22 protein-coding genes are annotated in these 16,489 nt (G+C 66.1%); 5 read left to right on the top strand and 17 right to left on the bottom strand.

Annotated elements, in window-relative coordinates:
• Positions 1 to 5: 5 nt before the first annotated feature.
• The 12 genes from tolA to ACLF6L_RS03370 all read right to left on the bottom strand — a co-directional run bounded on the left by tolA (position 6) and on the right by ACLF6L_RS03370 (position 9,553).
• Positions 6 to 1,004, bottom strand: coding sequence for a cell envelope integrity protein TolA (gene tolA, locus ACLF6L_RS03425; protein ID WP_238617444.1), 999 nt, complete (start codon positions 1,002 to 1,004; stop codon positions 6 to 8).
• A gap of 4 nt (positions 1,005 to 1,008) precedes the next feature.
• Complete coding sequence (gene tolR / locus ACLF6L_RS03420; protein ID WP_238617443.1) at positions 1,009 to 1,464, bottom strand: protein TolR; 456 nt, start codon at positions 1,462 to 1,464, stop codon at positions 1,009 to 1,011.
• Between the two features lie 46 nt (positions 1,465 to 1,510).
• On the bottom strand, positions 1,511 to 2,212 hold the full coding sequence (gene tolQ, locus ACLF6L_RS03415) for a protein TolQ (RefSeq protein ID WP_008931035.1): 702 nt from the start codon (positions 2,210 to 2,212) through the stop codon (positions 1,511 to 1,513).
• On the bottom strand, positions 2,209 to 2,640 hold the full coding sequence (gene ybgC, locus ACLF6L_RS03410) for a tol-pal system-associated acyl-CoA thioesterase (protein ID WP_238617489.1): 432 nt from the start codon (positions 2,638 to 2,640) through the stop codon (positions 2,209 to 2,211). The genes tolQ and ybgC overlap by 4 nt, the downstream gene beginning before the upstream one ends.
• A 36-nt stretch (positions 2,641 to 2,676) precedes the next feature.
• Positions 2,677 to 3,759, bottom strand: coding sequence for a Holliday junction branch migration DNA helicase RuvB (gene ruvB, locus ACLF6L_RS03405; RefSeq protein WP_238617442.1), 1,083 nt, complete (start codon positions 3,757 to 3,759; stop codon positions 2,677 to 2,679).
• Between the two features lie 9 nt (positions 3,760 to 3,768).
• Entirely contained in the window at positions 3,769 to 4,377 is a 609-nt protein-coding gene (gene ruvA, locus ACLF6L_RS03400) for a Holliday junction branch migration protein RuvA (RefSeq protein WP_238617441.1), read from the bottom strand.
• Complete coding sequence (gene ruvC, locus ACLF6L_RS03395) at positions 4,374 to 4,892, bottom strand: crossover junction endodeoxyribonuclease RuvC (RefSeq protein ID WP_238617440.1); 519 nt, start codon at positions 4,890 to 4,892, stop codon at positions 4,374 to 4,376. The genes ruvA and ruvC overlap by 4 nt, the downstream gene beginning before the upstream one ends.
• Entirely contained in the window at positions 4,889 to 5,635 is a 747-nt protein-coding gene (locus tag ACLF6L_RS03390) for a YebC/PmpR family DNA-binding transcriptional regulator (protein WP_238617439.1), read from the bottom strand. The genes ruvC and ACLF6L_RS03390 overlap by 4 nt, the downstream gene beginning before the upstream one ends.
• Positions 5,636 to 5,739: 104 nt before the next feature.
• A complete protein-coding gene (gene nudB, locus ACLF6L_RS03385) occupies positions 5,740 to 6,183 on the bottom strand; it encodes a dihydroneopterin triphosphate diphosphatase (RefSeq protein WP_412852366.1) in 444 nt (147 codons plus the stop codon).
• A gap of 17 nt (positions 6,184 to 6,200) precedes the next feature.
• Entirely contained in the window at positions 6,201 to 7,544 is a 1,344-nt protein-coding gene (locus tag ACLF6L_RS03380; protein WP_238617437.1) for a BamA/TamA family outer membrane protein, read from the bottom strand.
• An 18-nt stretch (positions 7,545 to 7,562) separates the two neighbouring features.
• Positions 7,563 to 8,168 (bottom strand): DedA family protein, encoded by a 606-nt coding sequence (locus ACLF6L_RS03375; protein WP_238617436.1) that lies wholly within the window; start codon positions 8,166 to 8,168, stop codon positions 7,563 to 7,565.
• Positions 8,169 to 8,188: 20 nt separating this feature from the next.
• A complete protein-coding gene (locus ACLF6L_RS03370) occupies positions 8,189 to 9,553 on the bottom strand; it encodes an NAD-dependent succinate-semialdehyde dehydrogenase (protein ID WP_412852365.1) in 1,365 nt (454 codons plus the stop codon).
• A gap of 227 nt (positions 9,554 to 9,780) precedes the next feature.
• Between ACLF6L_RS03370 and ACLF6L_RS03365 the strand changes: the two genes are divergently transcribed.
• On the top strand, positions 9,781 to 10,719 hold the full coding sequence (locus tag ACLF6L_RS03365; RefSeq protein ID WP_008931025.1) for a complex I NDUFA9 subunit family protein: 939 nt from the start codon (positions 9,781 to 9,783) through the stop codon (positions 10,717 to 10,719).
• Positions 10,720 to 10,721: 2 nt separating this feature from the next.
• The gene (locus tag ACLF6L_RS03360) at positions 10,722 to 11,969 is read left to right on the top strand and encodes a multifunctional CCA addition/repair protein (protein ID WP_238617434.1); all 1,248 of its coding nucleotides are present in this window, start codon (positions 10,722 to 10,724) and stop codon (positions 11,967 to 11,969) included.
• A gap of 10 nt (positions 11,970 to 11,979) precedes the next feature.
• Here the strand turns inward: ACLF6L_RS03360 and ACLF6L_RS03355 are convergent, their stop codons facing one another.
• The gene (locus tag ACLF6L_RS03355) at positions 11,980 to 13,170 is read right to left on the bottom strand and encodes a class I SAM-dependent methyltransferase (protein WP_238617433.1); all 1,191 of its coding nucleotides are present in this window, start codon (positions 13,168 to 13,170) and stop codon (positions 11,980 to 11,982) included.
• A 203-nt stretch (positions 13,171 to 13,373) separates the two neighbouring features.
• On the opposite strand from ACLF6L_RS03355, the gene ACLF6L_RS03350 reads away from it, so the two are divergent.
• Positions 13,374 to 14,054, top strand: coding sequence for a pteridine reductase (locus ACLF6L_RS03350; RefSeq protein ID WP_412852742.1), 681 nt, complete (start codon positions 13,374 to 13,376; stop codon positions 14,052 to 14,054).
• 18 nt (positions 14,055 to 14,072) lie between these two features.
• Here ACLF6L_RS03350 and folK read toward each other — a convergent pair whose 3' ends face one another.
• Together folK and folB are read right to left on the bottom strand one after the other, a co-directional pair.
• Positions 14,073 to 14,564, bottom strand: a complete 492-nt coding sequence (gene folK / locus ACLF6L_RS03345) for a 2-amino-4-hydroxy-6-hydroxymethyldihydropteridine diphosphokinase (protein ID WP_238617432.1) — start codon at positions 14,562 to 14,564, stop codon at positions 14,073 to 14,075.
• A complete protein-coding gene (gene folB / locus ACLF6L_RS03340) occupies positions 14,564 to 14,920 on the bottom strand; it encodes a dihydroneopterin aldolase (protein ID WP_008931020.1) in 357 nt (118 codons plus the stop codon). Before folB ends, folK begins: the two co-directional genes overlap by 1 nt.
• A gap of 128 nt (positions 14,921 to 15,048) precedes the next feature.
• Between folB and rpmB the strand changes: the two genes are divergently transcribed.
• Positions 15,049 to 15,285 carry a 50S ribosomal protein L28 gene (gene rpmB, locus ACLF6L_RS03335; RefSeq protein WP_008931019.1) on the top strand — a complete coding sequence of 79 codons (237 nt, stop codon included), beginning with the start codon at positions 15,049 to 15,051 and terminating at the stop codon, positions 15,283 to 15,285.
• Positions 15,286 to 15,297: 12 nt separating this feature from the next.
• Entirely contained in the window at positions 15,298 to 15,465 is a 168-nt protein-coding gene (gene rpmG / locus ACLF6L_RS03330; protein WP_412852364.1) for a 50S ribosomal protein L33, read from the top strand.
• Between the two features lie 81 nt (positions 15,466 to 15,546).
• On the opposite strand, the gene ACLF6L_RS03325 is transcribed toward rpmG, so the two are convergent.
• The gene (locus ACLF6L_RS03325; protein ID WP_238617431.1) at positions 15,547 to 15,759 is read right to left on the bottom strand and encodes a DUF6967 family protein; all 213 of its coding nucleotides are present in this window, start codon (positions 15,757 to 15,759) and stop codon (positions 15,547 to 15,549) included.
• Positions 15,760 to 15,765: 6 nt separating this feature from the next.
• A complete protein-coding gene (locus ACLF6L_RS03320; RefSeq protein ID WP_238617430.1) occupies positions 15,766 to 16,281 on the bottom strand; it encodes an Hsp20/alpha crystallin family protein in 516 nt (171 codons plus the stop codon).
• Positions 16,282 to 16,489: the final 208 nt, after the last annotated feature.

Below are 16,489 nucleotides of genomic sequence, written 5' to 3'. Positions count from 1 at the left end.
CCCGTTCAGGCGGGCTCGAAGGTGAATCGGATCTCGCGGGCAAAGACATCGGGACTGGGCGGACTGGGCAGAGGCTCGGCCAGGCGCACCGCTCGCTCCACGGAGTCGCAGAAGGCCCGGTCACCCGTGCATTGTTCCACCCGGACCTCGTGCAGGTACCCACCCGGCGCCTGGCGAATGTAGACCACGGCCCGGTAACCGGACTGATGACCGGCCGAGCGATGCCAGCGGCTTTCCACGGCACTGCGGATGGCGGCCACATAGGCATTCTGCTGGTCCTGCCGGATGGCGGCCTGGCGCCGGGCGGTCTCTTCCGCCTGCAGACGGCGCTGTTCGGCGGCCGCGGCCTCCTGACGACGACGCTCCTCGGCGGCGCGCTCTTCCGCCAGCCGTTGCTGACGTGCCTCTTCGGCCCTGCGCTGTTCCTCGGCGCGACGCTGTTCTTCCGCCTTGCGTTGTTCCTCGGCACGGCGCTGCTCTTCCGCCTTGCGTTGTTCCTCGGCACGGCGCTGTTCTTCCGCCTTGCGTTGCTCCTCGGCACGGCGCTGCTCTTCCGCCTTGCGCTGTTCCTCGGCACGACGCTGACGTTCCGCTTCCTGCCGTCGGGCTTCTTCCTGGCGACGCGCCTCTTCAGCCCGCCGCTGCTCCTCGGCGCGGCGCTGCTCTTCCGCCTGCCGGGCCTGCTCCTGGCGCCGACGCTCGGCTTCCGCCTGGCGTTGCCGTTCTTCCTGTTCCCGCCGCAGGGCCTCCTGGCGCTGGCGTTCCGCCTCTGCCCGGGCACGCTGCTCGGTTTCCCGTTGCCGCTGTTCGATGCGGTCGAAGGTGCGACCATCCACCGCCACGGCCTCGATGACCTCCACGACGGCCTCCGGATGGACCTGCGTGGCCCCGGCCTCGTCACGGGACTTGAAATGAATGTTCAGCCCCAGCAACACGAACAGCAGAAGATGGATGCCGAGGATGCCCCCGAACAAACCATAATGACGGCGCAGCAACCACCACATGACATCAGCGGTCCCTGGCCGAGAGATCGGGCGGATCGGTGATCAGTCCCACCCGCTGGGCACCGGCGGACTGGACACTGACCATGGCGTCCACCACCCGGCCGTAGTCCACGAAACGGTCTCCCCGCACATAAACCTGGGTGCCCGGATGCTGGGACAACAGATCGGCCACGATCTCCCGCAACACATCCCGGTCCAGGGAGACCCCCACCTGGGGGCCTTGGTTGAGGCTCAGCTGTCCGTCGCGGGTGACGGTGACCACGATAGCCTCCCGCTGACTCTTCTCGTCCTGCAGCGGCTGGGCGTCAGCCTCCGGCAGGTCCACCTCCACGCCCTGCTGCAGCAGGGGCGCGGTGACCATGAAGATGATCAGCAGCACCAACATCACGTCGATGAAGGGCACCACGTTGATCTGGGACATGGAGCGACGCCGTCCCGCGCGACGGGAAGTTACCGCCATGGCGGCCCCCAGCTGATCACGTACACCGAACTCGGGGATGGCACGCTCATGCTTCCACCTCGTCCCGGTCGCGACCACCCACCTGACGCTGCAGCAGGGTGGCCAATTCCTCGGCGAAGTTGTCGTAACGGGCCACCAGACGATCGATGTCCGAGGAGAAACTGTTGTAGGCAATCACCGCCGGGATGGCGGCAAACAGGCCCAGGGCGGTGGCGATCAGGGCCTCGGCAATGCCGGGGGCGACCATGGCCAGGGTTGCCTGCTGGGCACCGGAAAGCCCCATGAAGGCGTGCATGATGCCCCATACCGTGCCGAACAGGCCGATATAGGGGCTGGTGGAACCCACCGTGGCCAGGGCGTTCAGGTAGGACTCCAGCTCATCGCCTTCCCGGGAGATGGCCACCCGCATGGATCGCTCGGTGCCGCCGGTCACCAGCACGCCGGCGGCGGGATCGCGCAGCTGCTTGCGCCCCCGCAGGAATTCCTTGAATCCGGCGGCAAACACGTGCTCCAACCCGGAGACCTCCGTCTTGCGCCGGATGCCGTCATACAGGTGGGTCAAATCCACGCCGGACCAGAAACGCTCCTCGAACTCGTCCGCCACCCGGCGGGCCTCCCGCAGCACCCGCCACTTGAGGACGATGATCATCCACGAGAACACCGAGGCCAGCACCAGGATCAGCATCACCAACTGGACGATGAGGCTGGCGTCCAGAATCAGGCGGTACAGGGAAAGGTCGACACTCACTGCTCAGAGTCTCCGGCGGTCATGGCGTCCACGATCAGGGCGGGGATGGGGCGAGGCGTAAATTTCCCGGCATCAAGACAGGCTATCTTGACCTCGCCGCGGTTCAACAGTTCCGGTGTGCCGGCCCCGTCATGGCGCCGGATTTCGTGCTCGATTACCAGGCTGGCCCGACGCCGATCCGTCACCCGGGCGGTGACATGCAGCAAGTCGTCGAGTACCGCCGGGCGCAGATACTCCAGGGAGGCGGCACGCACGGCGAAGATCACCCCCTGCTCCCGGCGCAGCCGTTCCTGGCCGATCCCCAGATGACGCAGCCATTCGGTACGGGCACGCTCCATGTACTTGAGGTAGTTGGCATAGAACACCACGCCACCGGCATCGGTGTCTTCGTAATAGACACGGACGGGCCAGATAAAAACGGGGCTCATGGTGGGGGATGGGGTGGTGTCAGACACGGAGATCGGTCACAGTTTGGGGGTTTCAGGGTTTGGGTCCGCCCCGGTGGAGGCGGGCGCAAACAGATCCGGCTGGGCGACCCGGGCCTCCAGGGCCGTGGGCACTCGCAAACCAAAGTGCCGATAGGCGTGACTGGTGGCCATGCGGCCGCGGGTGGTGCGCATGAGGAAGCCCTGCTGGATCAGATAGGGCTCGATCACGTCCTCGATCGTCCCCCGCTCCTCTCCCAGGGCTGCCGCCAGGCTGTCCAGCCCCACCGGGCCGCCGTCGAATTTCTCGATCACCGACAGCAACAGCCGCCGGTCCTGGGCATCAAAGCCATGGGCGTCCACGTCCAGCAGGTTCAGGGCACGATCCGCCACTTGGGCGCTGATAATGCCATTAGCCTTGATCTGCGCATAGTCCCTGACGCGCCGCAGCAGACGATTGGCAATTCGGGGGGTACCACGGGCACGCCGGGCGATCTCCACGGCCCCCTCTCCATCCAGCTCAGCCCTCAGGATGCGGGCGGAACGACGCACGATGTGGGCCAGGTCTTCGGTGGAATAGAACTCCAGGCGCTGGACGATACCGAACCGGTCCCGCAGGGGCGAAGTGAGCAGGCCGGCGCGGGTGGTGGCGCCCACCAAGGTGAACGGGGGCAGGTCCAGCTTGATGGAGCGCGCCGCCGGGCCTTCACCGATGACGATGTCCAGCTGGAAATCTTCCAGGGCCGGGTACAGCACCTCCTCCACCACGGGGGAGAGCCGGTGGATCTCGTCCACGAACAGCACGTCATGGGGTTCCAGATTGGTGAGCAGGGCCGCCAGGTCCCCCGGACGCTCCAGCACCGGGCCGGAGGTCTGGCGCATGTTCACCCCCAGTTCCTGGGCGATGATATGGGACAGCGTGGTCTTGCCCAGCCCCGGCGGACCGAAGATCAGCACATGGTCCAGGGCCTCGCCGCGGGCACGGGCGGCGGAGATGAAGATCTCCATCTGCTCCCGGGCCACCGGCTGCCCCACGTAGTCCGCCAGACGCTGGGGACGGATGGAGCGTTCCAGGGCTTCATCGTCGGGGGTGGTGTCGGCACTGATGATGCGCTCGGACATGTCACATCACTACTTGTTGAGGGTGGACTTGAGGGCCAGCCGGATCAGCTCTTCGCTGGTACGGGCCTCCTCTTCCACCAGACTGACCAGGCGGCTGGCCTCCTGGGGCTTGTAGCCCAGGGAGATAAGGGCCGCCACCGCGTCGGAGACCGGGTCCGCCGGACGCGCCGGCGCGCCGCCGCCGGTCACACCGGGCAGGAATGCCCCTTCCCCCAGCGCCGCCACCCGGTCACGCATCTCGATCACCAGCCGTTCCGCCGTCTTGCGGCCAATACCCGGCAGGCGGGTGAGCTGGGTGATGTCATTGTCCATCACGCAGCGGCTGAAGGCCTCGGTGGTCATGCCCGAGAGGATGGCCAGGGCCATCTTGGCGCCGACCCCGTTGACCCGGATCAGGCTGCGAAACAGGGCCCGCTCCTGGGCACCGGCAAAACCGTAGAGGACATGGGCATCCTCGCGCACATGCAGATGGGTATGCAAGGTCACCTCGACCCCTTCCGCCGGCAGGTCATAGAAGGTGGACAGGGGGGCCTCCAGCTCGTAGCCCACGCCCTGCACGTCCAGCATCAGATGGGGCGGCTGTTTGTGGATCAGCACGCCGCGCAGTCGTCCGATCATCGGGATCTCCTCACATACCCCGCCGGCAAGCGGGACAGGGTGGCCTGGGTGTGGGCGTGGCACAGGGCCACCGCCAGGGCATCGGCGGCATCGGCGGCGGGCTTGGCGGCCAGCCCCAGGATCATGGTGACCATGTGCTGCATCTGGGTCTTGTCGGCGGCGCCGGTCCCGACCACCGCCTGCTTGATGGAGCGGGGGGCATACTCGGCCACGGACAACCCGCCCTGCACCGCCGCGCAGATGGCCGCACCCCGTGCCTGCCCCAGCTTGAGGGCGGAGGCGGCGTTGCGGGAGACGAAGACCTGTTCAATGGCCATCACCTGGGGCTGGTGGCGGCCCACCAGTTCGGTGACCGCGGTCAGGATATGGCCCAATCGGGTGGGCAGATCCTCGCCCCTGACCCGGATACAGCCGCTGTCCACGTGGGTGCTGCGACGGCCATCGGTATCGACGATGCCGTAGCCGGTAACCACCGAGCCCGGGTCGATCCCCAGGATGCGAATAGGTGCCGTCACAGGGCCTGCATGACCTCGTCGGGGAAGTCGGCGTTGGTGTAGACGTTCTGCACGTCGTCCAGATCATCCAGCATGTCCAGCAGCTTGAGCAGGGCCTTGGCCGTGTCCGTGTCATCCACGCTGCTGCCGGTGGCGGCGCGCATGGTGACTTCGCTGCGCTCGGGCTTGAGGCCGACTTCGGTCATGGCGTCGCGCACGGCGTCGTAGTCCTCGGGGCTGGTCAGCACGTCGATGGCACCGTCATCGCTCACCAGCACGTCATTGGCACCGGCCTCCAGGGCGGCTTCCATGACCCGCTCCTCGTCGCTGCCGGCGGGATAGCTGAGGATGCCGGTCTTCTCGAACAGGTAGGCCACCGAACCGTCGGTACCCAGGTTGCCGCCGCACTTGCTGAAGGCGTGGCGCACTTCGGAGACGGTGCGATTGCGGTTGTCGGTCATGCAATCCACCATGATGGCCACACCGCCCGGGCCGTAGCCCTCGTAGCGCAGCTCCTCGTAGTTGACGCCCTCCAGCTCACCGGCACCCCGCTTGGTGGCCCGCTCGATGGTGTCCTTGGTCATGTTGGCGTCCAGGGCCTTGTCCACCGCCAGGCGCAACCGGGGGTTGGTGGCCGGATCGGACCCGCCCATGCGGGCGGCCACGGTGATCTCCTTGATGAGCTTGGTGAAGAGCTTGCCGCGCTTGGCGTCCTGGGCATTCTTGCGATGCTGGATATTCGCCCACTTACTATGTCCGGCCATGTGAAGTCTCGTTGTCTGGTTCGTTCGAAAAAGACGGGGCGAAAAGGATACTGGAATAGCGGCACCGATGCACCGCAAAGCCTTGGCCGTCTCCGCGGGGACCTTCACGCGCCGGGCAGTGCGGGGACGACCTCCAGGATCGCCCGGGCATTGCTCCATGAGGTGGCCAGACGGGCCGCCTCGGCCCGGGGCAACCAGCAGAATTCCAGATGCTCGGTCGGGTTCAGGCGGATCGGGACCGGGGCCGCCAGGGGCAGGCTGAACCGGTGCTCCAGGTTGTCCTCCGCGTCGGGGGCGTAGCGCGACCGCCAGGGAGGGACGATGGGGAAGCGGACCTGATGATGGTGATCCTTCAGCCCGTCCGTGGGCAGACCGGTTTCTTCCTGCAGCTCGCGGCAAGCGGCCTGGAGGGGCGTCTCCCCCCACTCCAGGCTACCGGTGACGGACTGCCAGAAGTCATCGGGCCGACGGCGGCGCAGCATGAGTACCTGCCCGTCCCGGGCATGGACCACCACCAGCACCGATTCAGGGCGCTTGAATCCCGTCACGGCAATCACCCCGTCGCTCAGAAGGTATGGCTGGTACCGGCATAGACCCGGGTCTCGCCGGTGGTGAAGGCATAGCCGTAATCCAGGCGCAGATGGGTCCGCACGAACCAGCGCAGGTTGACGCGCATGCCAAGGCCCGCACTGCCATGGATGTCCGAGAGATCGATATCGTCCCGCGCCCAGACACCGCCCAGGTCCATGAAGCCCACGCCGCGCAGTGCGGTATTACCCATGACCGGTCGCAGATACTCCACGTTCAACAGCATGAATACGTCGCCTTCCCGGTAGTCCCGGGGATAGCCTCGCAGATTGCCGCCGCCTCCCAGGGCATAGGCCTCGTCACCGAAAGGCGTGCCGCTGGCAATGCCGAAACGGGCCTGATAATTCAAGTTGGCGGTCAGGGGATCATCACGCAGGGGGCGATAGGCGCGATAGAACAGATCCAGACGCTGATGGGAGCGCCCGGCCCCGAGGACGTCGCTACCCCAGGAAAACCGCGCCCCATAGGCGACCCCCTCCCGTCTCACCCCCAGGTCGTTGACCTCGGAAAAGGTCAGACTGCCCGACCAGCTCACGTCCTCGCCGTCCCGGGGGATGGGCACGCCTTCCTCCCGGGCGCGATAGCGCCGGCTGTCCCAGCTAATGCCCAAACCCGCCCGCCAGCCGGCACTGGGGCCGCGGCGATCCAGCCAGCGACTGATGGAGAGCCCCACTTGGCGGGCATCTTCCCGATGCGCCCCGTATTCGCCGTCGTCGGACTCGGATTCCAGGGTGTACTGGTCCTTGAAGGAAATACCCAGCCCCCAGGCGGTCCAGGGTAGCCGGGGAATGTCGTAGTCCACGCTCAGGGTGCGGGACTCCTCTTCGGTGGTGTCATTACCGGCATCCTCCCACTCGGCCAGGATGCGCAATTCCTGGTTGAGTCCCAACAGGTTGTCAAAACGCAGTTCGCCCCCAAAACGCAGGTCCCCGTCGGAGGTCCGACTCAGTCGCGGCAGGGGGAAAAGATAGTACTTTTCCTCCAGCAGATAGGTCACCCGGACCTCGCCGCCCTCCTCCTCGGTCCGGGTCGTCACGGACTTGAACAGCCCCAGGTTCATGATGGCCTGACGGTCACGCTCCAGTTGACGGACATCCAGGATATCCCCGGCCCCGAGCACGATTTCCTGCAGCAGTACGGACTCCCTTGTGATGCGCCGGCCTTCAAAACGGATGTCGGAAATCACCATCCCCTGATGTGCGGCGGAAAGCACCGAAGCATCATCGGGTAACCCGGCCGCGCCGGCCTCGCCGGCCGCGCCCAAAAACACGACCAGCAGGATACAAAGCCCGGCCACCATGCGCCGCCACGTCCTGATCATTCACTCCCGCCCCACCGGTCACCCGTCACCGTCACGCCAGCTCTCTCCCAGACGCCTGGCCACAAAGATGACCACAATCACCAACACTAACACGAAGACCAGGGAGCCATAGAAGCCCAGGTAGGGCTCCAGCAGACTCCACTTGGCGCCCAGGGCGTAGCCGGTCAGTGCCAGTACCGTATTCCAGGCGAAGGTGCCCAGGAAGGTCAGACCGACGAAACGGGCCAGGGGCATGGGCAGCAGGCCGGCGGGGATGGACACCAGGCTGCGCACGGTGGGAATCAGACGGCCGCCCGCCACGATCCAGGTACCGTGCCGACCATAGGTCGCCAGCACCCCGTCCAGATCCGACTCCCGCACCAGCAGCCAGCGGCCGCGACGCCGCAGCATGACGCGGACCCGGGCCTCACCCACCCGGCGCGCCACCAGGTAAATCAGCGTGGAGCCCAGGGTGCCGCCCAGACTTCCCGCCAGCACCGCCCACCAGAGTCCCAGCATGCCCTCATGGGCCAGGAAGCCGGCGAAGGGCATGAGGGCTTCCGGGGCCAGCACAATCAGGAACAGACCCAGGGCCCAGTAGCCATAGGTCTGGATGGCATCACCCACCAGATCGGTCACATCCATGGCGCGGGCTCAGACACGGATCAGCGAATGACCAGGGTCTTGGCGTTCATGAAGGTGCGAATGCCGGGACGGGCCAGTTCCCGGCCAAAGCCGGAATCCTTGATGCCGCCGAAAGGCAGGCGCGGATCGCTCTTCACCATGGCATTGACGAAGGCACTGCCGCAGGCCAGGCCACGGGCAAACGCCTCCCCCCGGGCAACGTCACGGGTCCATACGCTGCCCCCCAGACCGAAACGGGTGTCGTTGGCCAGACGCAGGGCGTCGTCTTCGTCCTCCGCCCGCAGGATGCAGGCCACCGGCCCGAAGATCTCCTCGTCATAGGCCCGGGTACCGGGCACCACCCGATCCAGGATGGAGGGGGCATACCAGGCCCCCTTGCCCGGCAGCGGCTCACAGCCCATGACGGGGATCGCGCCTTCGGCAATGGAATCCCGCACCTGCTGGTGCAACTCATCACGCAGATCCGTTCTGGCCATGGGGGCGATGCCGGAGTCCTCCTTCATCGGATCTCCCGGACGAATCGCCGCCACCGCGTCCTTGAGCCGAGACAGGAAACCGTCCACCACCTGAGGCACCAGGATGAAACGCTTGGCGGCAATGCAACTCTGGCCCGCGTTGCGATAACGGGACACCACCGCCTGCTCCACCGCCCGGTCCAGGTCGGCGTCTTCCAGCACCACGAAGGGATCGGACCCGCCCAGTTCCAGGACACAGGGCTTGAGCACGCCGCCGGCGACGGCGGCCACGGCCCGCCCGGCGGCCTCGCTGCCGGTCAGGGTGACGCCGTGGACGCGACGGTCCTCGATCACGCGGCCCACCTCATCCGAGGTGATCATCAGGGTCTGGAAGGCGCCTGCGGGGAATCCGGCGTCGCGAAAGACCTCTTCAATGGCCAGGGCGCAGCGGGGTACGTTGGAGGCATGCTTGAGCAACACCGTGTTGCCCGCCATCAGCGCCGGCGCGGCAAACCGGAACACCTGCCAGAAGGGGAAGTTCCAGGGCATCACGCCCAGAATGGTGCCCAGGGGCTGGAATACCACCCGGGCGTCGAGTTCACCGGCGGCCATGGGTTCATCAGCCAGAAATTCGGCGGCATGATCGGCATAGTAGTCGCAGACCAGGGCGCAGCGGTCGACCTCGGCCCGGGACTCGGTCACCAGCTTGCCCATTTCCTGGGTCATCATGACGGCAAAATGATCCCGGCGATGACGCAGCACATGGGCGGCCTGACGCACCAGTCCGGCACGCTGATCCAGGGGGATCTCGCGCCACTCGGGGACGATGCGGGCGGCCTGACTCAAGGCCTTGTCAATGCGCGGCCGGTCCCAGGTCTCGAACACGTGCAGCACGGAACCGTTGGCGGGATTGACGGAACTCAGGGGCACTGGGGGAACTCCTTTGGATGCAGAGGGCGCATACAATAGTATATTCAGCCCTGGAACAGGAGCTTGTTTGCAGGATCAACGGGGCCTGTTCCGGGCATTCACGGGTTGGACATCGGCAAGGGGAATAGTGTCCCCGGCGGGTCGACCCCATGTCCGGCACGGGCACAATCCAGATCACAGCACTCGACGGCGCTTGCATGCATTCGTCATATAGGACAATTCGAACAATGAACATCCGGACGATATGTGTCCTGGGGGGCACCGGCTTCGTGGGTACCCACGTCGTGGCACGACTGGCCGGCGGCGGCCGCCAGGTCAAGGTCATCACCCGCCATGTCAGCCGTCACCGGCATCTCCTGGTGGTCCCCGGGGTACGACTGGTGGAGGCGGACTGCCACGACCCGCGGGTCCTGCGGCAGCATTTCAGCGACTGCGACGGGGTCATCAACCTGGTGGGCATCCTGAACGAACGGGGACGGGACGGCAGCGGCTTCCGTCATGCCCATGTGGATCTGGCCCGCAAGGTGATTGAATGCGCCCGGGAGGCCGGGGTGAAGCGCCTGCTGCACATGAGCGCCCTGAATGCGGACGCGGCCAGCGGCCCCAGCCACTATCTGCGCACCAAGGGCGAAGCGGAAAATATCGTCCATACCATGGCGGGCAACGTGCGGGTCACCAGCTTCCGGCCCTCGGTGATCTTCGGCCCCACGGACAGCTTCTTCAACCGTTTCGCCGGCCTGTTGCGGCTGAGTCCCGTCCTGCCCCTGGCCTGCCCCGACGCCCGCTTCGCGCCGGTCTACGTGGGTGACGTGGCACAGCACTTTGTCGATGCCCTGGAAGACCGTGGCACCTGGGGCCAGCGCATCGAGCTGTGCGGCCCCTCCGTCTACACCCTGAAGGAGCTGGTGAGCTATACCGCCCAGGTCATGGCCCGCCGCCGCCTGATCCTGGGCCTGTCGGAGGGTCTGTCCCTGTGGCAGGCCCGGATCATGGAATACGTCCCCGGCAAGCCCTTCAGCCTGGATAACTACCATTCCATGAGTCGGGACAGCGTCTGCCGCGGCGGCGGCGGCTGCCCCACCGCCATCGAGGCCATCGTCCCTGGTTACCTGGGTGATCGGGAACGCCATGCCCGGCTGCAGCGCCTGCGCAGCGGGCCGCGCTGACCATGGACATCTATCTGGTCGGCGGCGCGATCCGGGATGCCCTGTTGGGACTGCCGGTGCGGGAGCGGGACTGGGTGGTCGTGGGCGCCACGGTGGAGGAGATGCTGGCCGGGGGTTACCGGCAGGTGGGGCGGGATTTCCCCGTCTTCCTGCACCCGCGGACCCACGAAGAACATGCCCTGGCCCGTACCGAGCGCAAGACCGCCCCCGGTTACCGGGGATTCGAGGTCCATGCGGCGCCGGATGTCACCCTGGAAGAGGATCTTGAACGGCGGGATCTGACCATCAATGCCATGGCCCAGGATGACCAGGGCCGGCTCATCGACCCCTTCGGCGGTCAGGCGGACCTTCAGGCACGACGGCTACGCCATGTCTCCCCGGCCTTTGCCGAGGATCCGGTCCGGATCCTGCGGGTGGCCCGCTTCGCTGCCCGCCTCGGCCCCATGGGCTTTACCGTCGCGCCCGAGACCATGGATCTGATGCGCCGCATGGTGGCCGCCGGCGAGGTGGATGCCCTGGTGCCGGAACGGGTCTGGCAGGAGACGGAACGGGCACTGGCGGGCCCCGGCCCCTCCCGGTTCTTCCAGGTGCTGCGGGAATGCGGCGCGCTGGCCGTGCTGTTCCCCGAACTGGAGCGCCTCTACGGCGTCCCCCAGCCCCCCCGACATCACCCGGAGGTGGATACCGGTGTCCATACCTTCATGGTGCTGGACCAGGCCGAGCGGCTGTCCGGGGACCCGGTGGTACGATTCGCCGCCCTCACCCATGACCTGGGCAAGGGCAACACCCCCCGGGACATCCTGCCCAGCCACCATGGCCATGAGCAACGGGGTGTGGTGCTGATCGACCAGCTCTGTGACCGCTACCGCATCCCCAACCGCTACCGGGAACTGGCCCGACTGGTGGCTGGCTATCACGGCCACATGCACCGGGTCTTCGAGCTGCGCCCGGACACCCTGGCCAAGACCCTGGAAGGACTGGACGCCTATCGTCGACCCGAGCGCGTGGAAGGGATCCTGCTGGCCTGCGAGGCCGATTACCGGGGCCGGACCGGGTTCGAGGAACGGCCCTATCCCCAGGCCGACTATGTCCGCCGGGCCCATGCCCGCTGCCTGGACATCCAGGCCCGGGAACTGGTGGCCCAGGGCCTCAAGGGACAGGCCATCACCCAGGCGCTGCGCCGGTTGCGCATCGCGGCACTGACCGAACTCAAGCAGGCCCACGAGGCCCAGGCCGCCGGCGATCCCTGAATCGTCCGGGTCAGAGGCGGTGACTCAGATCCTGCAGGGCAAACCCCATCAGGGGCATCTCCACCCCCCGGCCCAGGGCCATGACCTGAAACCGTTCCCCCATCTCTCCCGGCAGGGTGAGCATGCGCACCTGGGAGGCCAGCGTCAGTTGGGTCTTGAGATCCTCGGAGCAACGGGCCTGAAAGGCCGCCTCCAGTCCCGTGCCGAACAGAAACCAGGCCTGGCTGGTGTAGCCCAGCAGGGACAGATCCGCCGCGGCACCGGCCTCGGCCACCGCCGAGAAGTCCACGTTGGCGGTGATGTCCATCAACCCCGGCCACAGCAAGGGGTGCTCCAGCATGCGATGGCGGTAATGGGCGATCAGGGTGCCCTGACGGCGCTCGGCACTGTAATACTCCCGTCGGGGATAACCGTAGTCCACCAGCAGCAGCACCCCGGCCGCCATGGCCCCGGACACCGCCGCCAGCCAGGGGGCCAGCCCCGGGTTGAATTCCGACAGATACCCCTCCCCCCAGGACTCGTCCACCCCCTGGTACAGTGACCTCACCTGCCGCGCCAGCCGGGCATCGGCGGGCCGGTCGGCCCATTCCAGACCCGAGGCCGACACCTGCACCCCCCGGCTCAGCACCCCGTCCTTGCGCCAGACGAACAGCTCCACCGGCATGGCGTCGAGCACCTCGTTGGCCAGCATCACCCCCCGGAAGCCGGCGGGCTCGGGCATGGCATCCAGCCAGCGGACCCGGCTCGACAATGCCCGCGGCAAGGTGGACAGGGCGGCCTGCTGACGCTCCCGCAAATCCGGACTGGTCTCCAGGATCAGATAACGGTCCGGCAGTGCATCCATCCCGGCCAGGGTGTCCAGCACCCGGGCCGCCAACCGGCCGGTACCGGCCCCGAACTCCAGGATCTCCCCACCCCCCAGGGCGTCCAGTACCTGGGCGCACTGACGGGCCATGCAATCACCGAACAGGGGGGAGATCTCCGGCGCGGTGACAAAGTCCCCGGCCGCGCCCAGCTTGTGGCTGCCCGCCGCGTAATAACCCAGGCCGGGGGCGTACAGGGCCAGTTCCATGTAGCGATGAAAAGACAGCCAGTTCCCGGTGGCGCGACTCTCGTGCCGCATCCTCTGCAACAGGCGCTCACTCAGGGCCAGGGCCTCGGGCGCGGGTGAAGGCAGTCGGGAATCCTTGGTCAGCGGCATCGTCGAAGCTTTTGATAAAGTCGGACAGGAGGGTTAGGTTAACTTAACCCGACCACGAGAGGGGCCACACGGATACCGCGGCCGCCCCCTCATGGCGCCGGATCATCACACAGGCAGAAGGAAGCAGCGTGGAACAAGAGACACCGTCACTTCAAGGCAAAACCGTGTTCATCACTGGCGGCGCCCGGCGCATCGGCGCCTGCATGGCGCGCCGCCTGCACGCCCAGGGCATGAATCTGGTCATCCATTATCGGCGTTCCAGCGACGATGCCCTCGCCCTTCAAAAGGCGCTGGAAGCCCGGCGGCCGAACTCCGTGAGACTGGTGGGGGGAGAATTGCTGAAACCGGGCGCACCGGAGCGACTGGCCCGGAAGGCGGTTGCGGCCTTCGGTGGCCTGGACGTGCTGATCAACAATGCCTCCACCTTCTACCCCACCCCGCTGGGCGGCATCACCGAGGCCCAGTGGGACGATCTCATGGGCACCAACCTGAAGGCCCCCCTGTTCCTGTCCCAGGCCCTGGCGCCGGCCCTGACGGAGCGGGGCGGCTGCATCATCAACATCGTCGACATCCATGCCCTGCGCCCGCTCAAGGACTATCCGGTGTACTGCGCAGCCAAGGCCGGACTCTGGCTGCTCACCCAGTCGCTGGCGCGGGAACTGGGACCCCGGGTTCGGGTGAACGGGATTGCACCGGGAGCGATCCTGTGGCCCGAGGCGGAGGAAAACGCGGCCAGCCATGAGGAGATGATCCAGCGCACCGCCCTCAAGCGGGAAGGCGGCCCGGACGACATCGCCCGCACCGCCCTGTTCCTGATCCGTGACGCGGATTACATCACCGGGCAGGTGATCGCGGTGGACGGCGGACGCACCACGGCGCAATAGGTCGCCGGTGGGTGGCGGCTACCAGGGAAAATCCACCGGCCTTAGCCACTGATCGGGATCATCGAACCCGGCCCAGAGCACCGCCATGGTCTGCTTCAATATCGGGTGCTCCAGATCAGGGGCCAGGTCCGCCAACGGTCTGAGCACGAAAGCATGGCGGGTGATTTCCCGCCGGGGCAGGTGCAGACGCCCGGATTCCAGAATGCAGTCCCCCAGCAGCAGAAGATCCAGATCCAGGGTGCGGTCCGAATAGGGATCTCCGCCCCGCTGACGACCATACCGATCCTCGATGGCCTTGAAGCAGGCCACCAGAGACGCCGGTGGCAATGGGGTATCCACCGCCGCCGCCAGATTATAGAACGCACGCCCGGCAAATCCGACGGACCCCGTCTCGTACACCGGAGAAACGTCCACCGGGCCGAAGGCGGTCCCGAGTTCATCCACCGCGGCCCTGACATGGCGCTCTCGATCCACATTGGTACCGATACTGATGTAAGCCCGACGCCGCATCAGTTCCGCGCACCCCGCTCGATGGTGACGCCCACTTCCGAGGCCCCCCGCACCGCCCCGGGCTTGCCCAGGGTGAGCCGGAGCCAGGGCACGGAAAATTCCCTCATGATCATCCCGGCGATATCCTCGGCCATGGCCTCCACCAGCCGGCGTTGATTGCCTTCCACCAGTTCGATCACCCGCTTGGCCACTTCCTTGTAATTCAGCACATCCTCGATGTGGTCACTGTGCGCGCCCTTGCGGATATCGCAGCCCAGTTCCAGGTCCAGACGCACGGTCTGCTGGATGCTTTGTTCCCAGTCGAAGATGCCGACCGTGGTTTTGACCCTGAGGTCGCGAATGTAGACGATATCCATGGGAGGCGACTATAAAGGCATGCCGGGGCACAGGGAAGGGACCCGCCTTCAGGCTTGAGACTTCCCCCCCCTTCTGCTATCGTTCCCGGCTTTATTCAAATCAGCCTGGTTTTTCCGGAGAATATCCAATGGCCCGAGTCTGTCAAATTACGGGTAAGCGTCCAGTGTCTGGGTTCAACGTATCCCACGCCCACAACAAGACCAAGCGTCGCTTCCTTCCCAATCTGCATGAACACCGCTTCTGGGTCGAGAGCGAAAATCGCTTCGTCAAGCTCCGGACCAGCAGCAAGGGCATGCGCATCATTGACAAGAAGGGGATCGATGCGGTCCTCGCCGAGCTGCGCGCCCGCGGCGAAAAGGTCTAAGGAGACGCAACCATGGCAAAAGGTGTTCGCGAAAAGATCCGCCTGGTGTCCAGCGCCGGAACCGGCCACTTCTACACCACCACCAAGAACAAGCGCAACATGCCCGACAAGATGGAGATCAAGAAGTTTGATCCCGTCGTGCGCCAGCACGTGATGCACAAGGAAGCCAAGATCAAGTAGTACCCGGCACGACCTGGCTGATGGCCTCGCCCCGGCGAGGTCCTGTGCACGAGGCCCGACTGTCGGGCCTCGTGCACTTTCCTATTCTTCCGGACGCTCGCCCAACCGCTCCACCGCCTCCCGGGCCCAGACCTGCATCACACGGCCCCAGCGATCCGCCGTGGCCGGATCCAGGTCCAGATGGGTGTAGCGCCCGCCGTCCCTGATCAGGACCCGCAACAGGGGCACACCGGACTCGTGCAGCACCTGCCGCAGTTCGATCACCTCCCCCATGGGGGCCGGAATCTGTTCCAAGGCGACCTACCCCACGTTCACCGGGATACGACGCCCCACCCGGACCGAAAGACGCGGCAGCTCGATGCGCAGCACCCCATGCTCGTAGGAAGCCCTGGCCTGATCCGTTTCCACCGGGCCAGGCAGGGGAATGGCCCGTTCAAAACGGCCGTAGGCGCACTCGGCGATGTGGTAGCGCCCGTGGGTATGCTCCTTCTGCACGCTCTTCTCGCCGCGGATCACCAGATGGTCGTCGATCACCTGAATGTCGAAGGCGGCCTTGTCCATGCCCGGGGCCTCCAGGCGCACCACCACCTTGTCGTCGTCGTCGAATACCTCGGCGGCCATGACCCCCCAGCCCACGCTGCGGGCCATGAGTTCATGCTCGTCCCGATCTTCGGCCTCCCCTCCCCGACTGCCGCGCTCCCCGACACTGAAGCGGGTAATGGCACCGGCGGCGCGACCGTAGAGCCGTTGCCACCCCTCCAGCAGACTGTCCCAGGCCTCACTCATACCCTGACGTAACTGACGCAGACTGGACATGTTCTTCTCCTCCTCGGTTGATTCGCCTTCTCCTCTGACGGGAGCAGGGCTTGTGGTGTCTTTTAGAACAGAATCACGACCGCTGCATCCATAACGGCACACGCCGAAACACATCCCGGGGCCGAAAATGGTAAAGTTCCCGGATGCCTTGCAAGTTGCCTGTTCCAGGGCCTCATGCGCACACCCGCCGGATCGTGTCGGACGGCGT

It is taken from the genome of Ectothiorhodospira shaposhnikovii (assembly GCF_047222355.1).
In the GTDB taxonomy this organism is placed as follows: domain Bacteria; phylum Pseudomonadota; class Gammaproteobacteria; order Ectothiorhodospirales; family Ectothiorhodospiraceae; genus Ectothiorhodospira.
The sequence above is the reverse complement of the archived record's forward strand: the minus strand, read 5'-3'. Positions and strand labels throughout refer to the sequence as shown.